The sequence below is a fragment of the Sporichthya sp. genome (assembly GCF_013815995.1).
In the GTDB taxonomy this organism is placed as follows: domain Bacteria; phylum Actinomycetota; class Actinomycetes; order Sporichthyales; family Sporichthyaceae; genus Sporichthya.
The window spans coordinates 1-6,830 of sequence record NZ_JACDFE010000236.1 but is presented as its reverse complement, the minus strand read 5'-3'; the positions used below and the strand labels follow the sequence as shown (position 1 = coordinate 6,830).

General features: G+C 69.2%; 7 protein-coding genes and 1 pseudogene. 6 read left to right on the top strand and 2 right to left on the bottom strand.

The genetic code is table 11. The features are described 5' to 3' along the window. A partial coding sequence (locus H0X00_RS20110) for a hypothetical protein (RefSeq protein ID WP_293774262.1) occupies positions 1-671 on the bottom strand: 671 nt, incomplete at its 3' end. 76 nt (positions 672-747) lie between these two features. On the opposite strand from H0X00_RS20110, the gene H0X00_RS20105 reads away from it, so the two are divergent. The 6 genes and pseudogenes from H0X00_RS20105 to H0X00_RS20080 all read left to right on the top strand — a co-directional run. Further along, positions 748-2,841 carry a PhoH family protein gene (locus H0X00_RS20105; RefSeq protein ID WP_293774261.1) on the top strand — a complete coding sequence of 698 codons (2,094 nt, stop codon included), beginning with the start codon at positions 748-750 and terminating at the stop codon, positions 2,839-2,841. Next, positions 2,838-3,302: an rRNA maturation RNase YbeY gene (gene ybeY, locus H0X00_RS20100; RefSeq protein WP_293774260.1), complete on the top strand. Its 465-nt coding sequence runs from the start codon at positions 2,838-2,840 to the stop codon at positions 3,300-3,302. The genes H0X00_RS20105 and ybeY overlap by 4 nt, the downstream gene beginning before the upstream one ends. A 10-nt stretch (positions 3,303-3,312) precedes the next feature. Continuing rightward, positions 3,313-4,632, top strand: a complete 1,320-nt coding sequence (locus tag H0X00_RS20095) for a hemolysin family protein (RefSeq protein WP_293774259.1) — start codon at positions 3,313-3,315, stop codon at positions 4,630-4,632. 23 nt (positions 4,633-4,655) lie between these two features. Then, a complete protein-coding gene (locus H0X00_RS20090) occupies positions 4,656-4,991 on the top strand; it encodes a cytidine deaminase (RefSeq protein ID WP_293774258.1) in 336 nt (111 codons plus the stop codon). Between the two features lie 147 nt (positions 4,992-5,138). Continuing rightward, positions 5,139-6,068 carry a GTPase Era gene (gene era / locus H0X00_RS20085; protein WP_293774256.1) on the top strand — a complete coding sequence of 310 codons (930 nt, stop codon included), beginning with the start codon at positions 5,139-5,141 and terminating at the stop codon, positions 6,066-6,068. 55 nt (positions 6,069-6,123) lie between these two features. Continuing rightward, positions 6,124-6,249, top strand: a pseudogene (locus H0X00_RS20080) (VOC family protein); the annotation flags it as partial. Between the two features lie 66 nt (positions 6,250-6,315). Here the strand turns inward: H0X00_RS20080 and H0X00_RS20075 are convergent. Next, complete coding sequence (locus H0X00_RS20075) at positions 6,316-6,792, bottom strand: (2Fe-2S)-binding protein (RefSeq protein WP_293774254.1); 477 nt, start codon at positions 6,790-6,792, stop codon at positions 6,316-6,318. Between the last annotated feature and the right edge of the window lie 38 nt (positions 6,793-6,830).

Below are 6,830 nucleotides of genomic sequence, written 5' to 3'. Positions count from 1 at the left end.
GCCCAGTCCTGGGCCGCCGCCTCCAGGCCGGCGCGTTCCCGGCCGGCCGCGGCCGGGTCCGACCAGCAGACGAAGGCGACGTGGGTGCGGTCCAGGCGGTGCCCGAGCCGGCGGGACAACTCGGCCTGGTTCCCCGCAGCGCGGCCCTCCAGGACATCGAGCACGTCGTCCCGCTGCTGCCAGGACGCCCCGCGCAAGTGGATCTCCCGCTCGGCGGCGTGCACCGCCACCGTGAGCTCCATCCCGGCCGTCACGTACTCCAGCAGCACCTCGGCGCACAGCGCCAGCACGGAGGCCCGGGCCTCCGGATCGGCGACGCTCTCCTCGATCCGCACCTTCCACAGCTGCCAGAGCCGCTGGTGACCGCGTTGGTAGGTACGCAGGATGGCCCCGACCGAGACGTCCCAGTGCGCGCAGTCCCGGGCGAACGGTTCGGTGATGGCGGCGAGCTCGACTTCCGGCCCGGCCTCGGCCGCGATCAGCGCCGCCGTGATGGCCGCAGTGTGCTCATGTGTCATCTGCGGGGCCTGGCGCGCGATCACGGGCACGGCGGTCAGGTCCGGGACCTGCCCCAGCACCTCGGTGCCCAGCAGGGCGCTGGTCTCCGAATCGAGGCGCTGGTACGAGCGCGCGGTGGCCGAGAGCAGCCGACTGACCTCCGCGCGGTCCATCGCCGGATCGTAGGACCCCGGGTGTGCACCGTGCACATCCGGAATTCCGCTGGCGCGGACGCGTAGCATGGCCGCGATGGCCGAGACCCAGCCCGCCGAGCACACGATCGTGGTGCCCCCCAGCGTCCCCATGGTGGCCCTGCTCGGTTCCGGTGACGAGTACCTGCGCGTGATCGAGCGGGCCTTTCCCGACGTCGACTTTCTCGGCCGCGGCAACGAGGTCAAGGTCCAGGGCCCCCAGCCCGAGGTCGCCTTGATCGAGCGCCTCTTCGACGAGCTCGTCGTGGTCGTGCGCACCGGCGCCCCTCTCTCGGCGGACTCGGTGCGCCGCTCGATTGACATGCTGCGCGCCGACACGCTGACCCGCCCGGCCGACGTGCTGACCGCCGACATCCTGTCCAACCGCGGTCGCGCCATCCGGCCGAAGACGCTGAACCAGAAGCGCTACGTCGACGCCATCGACCGGCACACCATCACCTTCGGCATCGGCCCCGCCGGTACCGGCAAGACCTACCTCGCCGTCGCCAAGGCCGTCCAGGCGCTGCAGACCAAGCAGGTCAACCGGATCATCCTGACCCGCCCCGCCGTCGAGGCCGGCGAGCGGCTCGGCTTCTTACCCGGCACCCTGTACGAGAAGATCGACCCCTACCTGCGGCCGCTGTACGACGCGCTGCGGGACATGCTCGATCCGGACCTCGTACCGAAGCTGCTCACCGACGGCGTCATCGAGGTCGCGCCCCTGGCATATATGCGTGGTCGGGCCCAGGACGTCAACTCGAAGGTCTTGACGCCGGGCGGATGGCGACCGATCGGCCAACTGGAGGTTGGCGACCTTGTTGTCGGTTCGGACGGAGTGCCGACACCGGTGCTCGGCGTCTTTCCGCAGGGACGAAAAGAGATCTTCCGGGTCTCGACCCAGGACGGTGCCTCGACGCTGGCTTCAGGCGACCACTTGTGGGCGGTGTCGACACGGGACGATGTGCGGCGAGGAAAGCCGCACCGTGTCCTCAAGACGATGGAAATGATCGGGAACCTCCGCGCAGCCCACTACCACCGGTACGAGTTGCCGGTGCTGAGCGCTCCCGCTGAGTTCTATCCAACGCAGGTCCCGATGGACCCGTACGCCCTTGGGCTCATGCTCGGCGACGGATGTTTGTCGGGGTCGCAGAGAACACCTAGCTTCACAACAGCTGACGTCGAACTCGGGGAGCGGCTGGCCGTCGGACTACCTGGGATCAGGCTTCGGCACACGGATCGCTTCAACCACCTCGTACTTCGCGATCGTGAACAGACGGACGTCCTGACCCGCACGAACCCGTTGGTTGCGGTTGCGCGAGAACTCGGTCTGTGGGGGACTAAGTCAAGCACCAAGTTCGTCCCTGAGCTCTACCTGTACAACTCGGCCGAGGTCCGGATCGGGATCCTGCAGGGGCTGCTCGACACGGACGGCGGACCGGTGACGCAGGCGAACCGGACCTGCCGGGTTCAGTACTGCACAACCTCGACGCGGCTGCGCGACGACGTCGTCTTCCTTGTCCGTTCGCTGGGTGGAGTCGCCTATTGGCGCACGCGTGTTGCCGAGGGCCGCAAACCGGGGCTCGCGAACGGACGTCCGGTTCCGTACAACCACGACGCTTACGTGGTCGACATCAGGCTGCCCGCCGGAATCGAGCCGTTCCGTCTGGAGCGAAAGGCCGACAAGTACCGGGAGTTCGGTGGCGGCGGACGCCCCATGCGCTTCATCCACAGCATCGAGCCGGCCGGCACTGCCGAGTGCGTGTGCATTCAGGTGGGTGCGGTCGATTCGCTCTACGTCACCGAAGATTTCCTGCTGACCCACAACACGCTCTCGGACTCCTTCATCATTCTCGACGAGGCGCAGAACACCTCGGCCGAGCAGATGAAGATGTTCCTCACCCGGCTGGGCTTCGGGTCGAAGATCGTGGTCACCGGCGACGTCACTCAGGTCGACCTGCCGTCCGGCACCTCCAGCGGGCTGCGGATCATCCAGCAGATCCTCGAGGGCGTCGGCGATGTGAGCTTCAATTGGCTGCAGAGCACCGACGTAGTCCGGCACCGCCTGGTGGGCGACATCGTTGAGGCCTACGGGCGCTGGGACGCGGAGCAGCCCCAGACGCAGAACGCCAACCGGGGTCGCGGGCGCCGATGAACGTCGACATCTGCAACGAATCCGGCATCGAGGTCGACACCGACGCCTTGCTCGACCTGGTCCGGCACGTACTGGACGAGATGCGCATCCACCCGCAGGCCGAGCTGTCGGTGCTGCTGGTGGACGAGGCCACGATGGAGAAGCTGCACCTGCAGTGGATGGACGAGCCGGGTCCGACCGACGTGCTCGCGTTCCCGATGGACGAGCTGCGCCCCGGCCGCCGCGACCACCCGGAGGCCGACCCGGGCCTGCTCGGCGACGTGGTGCTCTGCCCGTCGGTGGCGGCCAGCCAGGCCAAGGGCGCGGGCCACTCCACCGAGGACGAGCTCCAGCTGCTGTGCACGCACGGGATGCTGCACCTGCTCGGCTACGACCACGGCGAGCCGGTCGAGGAGAAGGAAATGTTCGACGAGCAGAAACGTCTGCTCGCCGGCTGGCAGCAACGCCGACAGCAGGGTTGAGGCAGCGGCAGTGGGATCGAACGTCGCGTTGATCGTGCTCGCGGTTGGCCTGGTGGCCGTCGCAGGGGCGTTCGCCGCCATGGAGGCCGCGATCTCGCGCCTGTCCCGGTCCACGGTCGACGAGCTGTCCCGCGGCGACGGCCGGCTGGGCAAGCGGCTGCGCGGAATCGCCGACGACACCGCGCGCTACCTCAACATCGCGCTGCTGCTGCGGGTGATGTGCGAGCTGACGGCGACCGCGCTGGTCGCGGTGGTCACGCTGGAGGAGGTCGACAACCGCTGGGCCGCCATTGGCATCACGGCCGGGGTGATGGTGGTCGCCTCCTACGTCGTGGTCGGCGTCTCACCGCGCACCGTGGGTCGTCAGCACTCCGGCAAGGTCGGGCTGCTGGCCGCCGCGGTGCTCCCGCCGCTGGCTGCGCTGCTCGGTCCGCTGCCCAAGCTGCTGATCCTGCTCGGCAACGCGGTCACCCCGGGCAAGGGTTTCCGCGAGGGCCCGTTCGCCTCCGAGGCCGAACTGCGCGACCTGGTCGACCTCGCCGCCGAGGAGTCGATGGTCATCGAGGACGACGAGCGCCGGATGGTGCACTCGGTCTTCGAACTCGGCGACACCATCGTGCGCGAGGTGATGGTGCCGCGCACCGACATGGTCTTCATCGAACAGACCAAGACGCTGCGCCAGGCGCTGTCGCTCGCCCTGCGCAGCGGGTTCTCCCGGATCCCGGTGGCGGGGGAGGGCGAGGACGACATCGTCGGCGTCGTCTACCTCAAGGACATCGTCCGGCGCGTCCACGACAACCGCGAGGCCGAGGCGCTGCCGGTCTCCGCCGCGATGCGCCGCGCGATCTTCACCCCGGACTCCAAGCCGGTCGACGACCTGCTCAGGGAAATGCAGCTGACGCAGTCTCACATCGCCATCCTGGTGGACGAGTACGGCGGCACCGCCGGCCTGGTCACCATGGAGGACCTGGTCGAGGAGATCGTCGGCGAGATCGCCGACGAGTACGACCGCGAGCGCCCTCCCGTGGAGCGCCTCGAGGACGGCTCGGTCCGCGTGACCGCACGGCTGCCCGTCGAGGAGCTCGGCGAGATCTTCGGCCGGGAGATCAACGACGACGAGGTCGAGACCGTAGGCGGCCTGCTGGCCAAGCACCTCGGCCGGGTCCCGATCCCCGGCGCCGAGGCCGTCGTGGAGGGCCTGCGCCTGCAGGCCGAGAGCGTCGCCGGGCGCCGTAACCGGATCACCACGGTGCTGGTCACCGTCGAGCCGGAGCCCAACGAGGAGTCGAGCGAGGACTCCACCGAGGTCGCCGAGCACGAGCACGCTTAGAGCTCTGTCTTAGAGTGCGGGGTGTGGCCGACGACCTGAACCCCGAAGACCTCAAGCTGGTGACGCTGGCCCGCTCCACCCGCGCCCGCAACGGCGCCGCCGAGGGCGCGGCTGTGCGCGACGACACCGGCCGCACCTACGCCGCCTCCACCGTGGCTCTGCCCTCGCTGCAGCTCTCCGCCCTCCAGGCGGCGGTCGTGATGGCCGTGGCCAGCGGCGCGCGCGGGATCGAAGCGGGAGCCGTGGTCTCTGAGGCAGATCAGCCGGCCGAAGCCGACCGGGCCGCGCTGAGCGATCTCGGCGCCGGTGCCCCGTTGCACCTGGCCGGCCTCGACGGAGCCCTTCGCGGCACCGCTTAGGGAGGCGGGCTCGTCGACCCGCAGCGCGGGCACGGCGCCGGCGGTTCCTCGTCGCGCAGCGCGCCGCAGTCCGGGCAGACCCGGTTCAGCCAGCACACGGGGTCACCCATGGTCTCCATGGTGCCCCGCATCGGGGAGACTTGCGTCGTGACCGCCCCCGAGCACCGTTCCGGCTTCGCCTGCTTCGTGGGCCGGCCCAACACCGGCAAGTCCACGCTCACCAACGCCCTGGTCGGCACCAAAGTGGCGATCACTTCCGACCGGCCCCAGACCACCCGGCACACCATCCGGGGCATCATCAGCCGGCCGGACTCGCAGCTGGTGCTGGTCGACACCCCGGGTTTCCACCGCCCGCGCACCCTGCTCGGGTCGCGGCTCAACGACCTGGTGCGAGGGACGCTGGCCGAGGTCGACGTCCTCGGGCTGTGCATCCCGGCGAACGAGAAGATCGGGCCGGGGGACCGCTACATCGCGGGCGAACTGGCCAAGGCCATGCGTAAGCGCAGCTGCGCTTTCGCGGTCGTGACCAAGACCGACACGGTGGGCAAGCAGCAGATCGGCGAGCAGCTCCTGGCCGTGTCCAAGCTGGGCACCGAGGTCGGGATCGACTTCGCCGAGATCGTGCCGGTGTCCGCCGTGCGCGGGGAACAGGTCGAACTGCTGGCCGATCTGCTCACTGCGCAGCTGCCGCCCGGCCCGGCCCTGTACCCGGACGGGGAGCTCACCGACTCCCCGGAGGAGCAGATGGTGGCCGAGCTGATCCGGGAAGCCGCGCTGGAGGGCGTCCGGGATGAGCTCCCGCACTCGCTCGCGGTCGTCGTCGAGGAAATGATTCCGCGCGAAGGCCGTTCCCCGGAGAACCCGCTGCTGGACATCCGTGCGGAACTCTACGTCGAGCGCGACAGCCAGAAGGGCATCGTCATCGGCAAGGGCGGGGCCCGGCTGCGGGACGTCGGAACGACCGCCCGCCGTCAGATCGAGGCCCTGCTCGGCACGCCGGTCTTCCTGGACCTGCACGTCCGCATCGCCAAGGATTGGCAGCGCGACCCCAAGCAGCTGCGCAAGTTGGGCTTCTAGCGTTCGAGGAGGACCCGCCGTGGCGGTCCAGCTCAACCACCACATCGTGCGGGTGGCCGACCCGGGAGGCCAGCAGTCGGGCGAGTGGAACAACCATGACGGCGGCCGCGGCCTGTGCTGGGCCGACCCGGACGGGCACTGGCTGGAGATCATCACCCGGCCCTACGGCAGCCGGAGTTGACGCACACGGCCCGCCCGGCTGTGAGCCGGGCGGGCCGTAGTCCTGTCCCCACAGGACCTTGGTGCGCTACATCTTCGCGGCCGCAGCCTTCACGGCTTGCCGGATGCGCGGGTAGGTCCCGCAGCGGCAAACGTTGCGCAGGCTGTCGAGGTCGGCCTCGGAGATCTTGCGGCCGCTCGTCTTGACGCGGTTGATCAGCGCGGTCGCGGCCATGATCTGGCCGGCCTGGCAGAAGCCGCACTGCGCGACGTCGAACTTGATCCAGGCTTCCTGGACCGGGTGCAGGTCCTTCTTCACCGTCTTGGCGAGGCCTTCGATCGTGGTGATCCGGTCGGTCGCCTTGATGTCGGAAACCGGGACGGAGCACGGGTTGAAGTGCTTGCCGTTGAGGTGCGAGGTACAGGCCTGGCATACGCGGATTCCACAGCCGTACTTGGGGCCGGTGACCCCGAGGACGTCACGCAGGACCCAGAGCATGCGGACGTTGTTCTCGATGTCGACGCTGACCTTCTTGCCGTTCAGGATGAACGAGTGCTTAGGCATAACAGTCTCCTCTCTGAGTAGTCAGGTCAGCGCGCGAA

Bases quoted from the DNA above. Each gene is read 5' to 3' on its own strand.
- H0X00_RS20075 (WP_293774254.1), bottom strand. From the start codon at position 6,792: ATGCCTAAGCACTCGTTCATCCTGAACGGCAAGAAGGTCAGCGTCGAC.
- H0X00_RS20105 (WP_293774261.1), top strand. From the start codon at position 748: ATGGCCGAGACCCAGCCCGCCGAGCACACGATCGTGGTGCCCCCCAGC.
- ybeY (WP_293774260.1), top strand. From the start codon at position 2,838: ATGAACGTCGACATCTGCAACGAATCCGGCATCGAGGTCGACACCGAC.